The 2,462-nt window shown below is 67.1% G+C and carries 2 protein-coding genes; both read right to left on the reverse strand.

Going from position 1 to position 2,462, the window contains the following annotated elements; translation table 11 throughout:
* Window positions 1-720: 720 nt before the first annotated feature.
* Window positions 721-2,109 (reverse strand): MFS transporter, encoded by a 1,389-nt coding sequence (locus MUU72_RS35025; protein ID WP_248017502.1) that lies wholly within the window; start codon window positions 2,107-2,109, stop codon window positions 721-723.
* A gap of 148 nt (window positions 2,110-2,257) precedes the next feature.
* The coding region (locus MUU72_RS35030) for a hypothetical protein (RefSeq protein WP_248017503.1) at window positions 2,258-2,462 on the reverse strand (205 nt) is incomplete at its 5' end.

A 2,462-nucleotide genomic window follows, 5' to 3' on the forward strand; every position in this document is an offset into this window, starting at 1 on the left:
GCAGACGGCCGCAGGCAGCCGGGCCGCGCGCACGGCACCCCGGCGCAGGCCCGGCGGCCGGGACGACAGTCCCGCCCCAGCTTGACCAGTTCGTCGTAGCGTTCCCGGGTCGCACTCCCGATCATGTTAGGCATCCGGACACCACCCTCGCGGGCTCGGGTGTGGCACCCTTCCATGCCACCAACTCGCTCTGACAGCCCGTCATTGCGCACCATCCAACGACCCGCGTCCGTCGGCGCGTGTCAACGGCGCGCGGAGCGGCGCTATGGTCGCTGGATGAGCGGTCTCACAACCCGCGCTGCCCCGCGCGCCGTCTGTGCCAGGCTCGTTTGCGACAGGCGGGAGAGCAGTACGTTGCCGAGACGGGACGTTCGACGCCGACTGTCCAGGACATCGCGCACTCCGGGCAGTGGGCCGTCACACCGGCCTTGACCGCCTCGGTCCTCGCCCGTGCCCGCCCCATCCGCCGCCAGTGCCGCGAGCGGTAGGCCGACGAGCAAAATACCGCCGCCGCCTTCGCCGCCGGCATCAGCGGACATCCGCACCCACGACACAGCCGCGGCCCCGTGTCATCATCCGTGGCCGCCACCAACCGCAGCTGGGGCCCATCCTTGCCCATATGCCACCACACGAAGTGGCAATGGCCACCGGGAGGAGGGCGTCCTAGCGTCCCAACGACGGGGAGATGGGCAGGCGGTGACGACGCTGTCGAAGCCGTGATCAGCGCACCGGCGCATCACCTCCAGGTGTTGACTCGGCCTCATTCTCGCGCCGGACTTCGGCGGACTGGGTAAGGCGGTTGGCGCGCAGCACGGTGAGCACCCCAAGGACGGAGACGGTAGCGAAGCCGAACAGCAGGCAGCGTGCGGAGGCGACCATCGACGGCCCGCCCACGTTGACCAGGAGGCCGGCGAGCGCTGCACCGAACGCGGTGGACATCGTCAGTACGGTCGCGATCGCCGCGGCGGCTTTCTCCCCTTCCTGTTCGTCTGCCGTGCTGGTCATCGCAGCTACGGACAGATGGGGCATGGCCAGGCCGATCCCTGCGCCCCCGAGGAGGAGAACCGGCAGCCAGGTGATGACCGCGAGCAGCGACGCGTCGCGACGCTGCAACAGGGCAAGAACAGCAAGCCCGGCGGCGAGGAGCCCGGGGCCGGCTACTCGAAGCCACCGCAACGTCCGTTCCCGGCGTGCCGAGGAGCTCACGATCTGACTCGCCGACCAGCCCAGGGACAATGCCGCCCCGAAGAACCCCGCAGCGACCGGCGGCAGCCCGCCCAGACGCTGGCTGAACAACGGCAGGAAGGTCTCCACGGCAACGCCAGAGGCGAGGAACACCATGGTCAGGTACACCCATCGTAAGGCGGAGCCGGCTTGGTAGGTCGGATGGGGAAGAATTCGCACGCTTCTCGCGCGCTTCTCTGTCCGTACAAACGTCACGATCAGCGCCAGCGCCACAGCGATGAACGCCGCCATCACCATCTGGTCTGAGAGAAGTCCGGCGATGCTCACGGCACCCGCGGCTCCGACGACGAGCAGCAACGAGCCGATCGGCACCGGAGCCGCTTCCGCCCCGGTCCGGCTGCTTCTGGGAAGGACGCGGGGCACAAACGCCGCCATCACCCCTGAGACGGGGGCCAGCACGACGAACGCCAGCCGCCAGGACCCGAACTGTGCAAAGAATCCCCCCAGAGCTGGTCCGACGAAGTTCCCCAGACCGAACATGGCGGAGATCAACGCGCTGCCGCGTACCCACAGACGGCGCGGCAGCACGGAATGAATCAGAGCGAACCCCAGACCCGTCAGCAAGCCTGCCCCAAAGCCCTGCGCGCCACGGCCGACCAGCAGCACCAGCACTACCGGACTCGCCGCGCAGACAACCGAACCTGCGGCGAAGACGCCGAAGCCGATCAGGTAGGAGCTGACGTTGCCACACCGGGACAGCGTCCGGTTCACGAGCATGGTCGCGACGACTTGGGCTATCAGGAACACGGTCATATTCCACGCGTAGAGGCGTTCACCGCCGATGTCCGCGACCGCCGTCGGCAATAGGCTCGCCGCCAAGTAGATGTTGACGGCACCGACGAGCACCCCACCGGCCAGCACCATGGTGGTACCGAAATGCCTGCCGAGTTCCCGCCACGATCCGACGCTTTGACTACTCTCCACTTGCGATCTCCGTCCTGTCTCGATCCGTTCCGGGCATCATGGCGGGGCCGGGAGACCCGGTAATCGGGAAAAACGGAAGTGACTCGCATCACATTTGCTGTTGTCGAACGACGTACTCGCCTACCCGCATGGCCAGGACGCCGACCGTCTGCGGCCATGGGGCCATCAGCACCGGCGAGGATGCGCCTTGGATCGTGGGACGAACGCAAAACGCCGAACAGTCAAAGAATTTCCCGACTAAGACGTCGTTTCTGATGGCGTGATCGTTCGTTGAGCCGTGCATGACGGATCTG

The organism is Streptomyces rhizoryzae (assembly GCF_023155275.1).
Taxonomy (GTDB): Bacteria; Actinomycetota; Actinomycetes; order Streptomycetales; family Streptomycetaceae; genus Streptomyces; species Streptomyces rhizoryzae.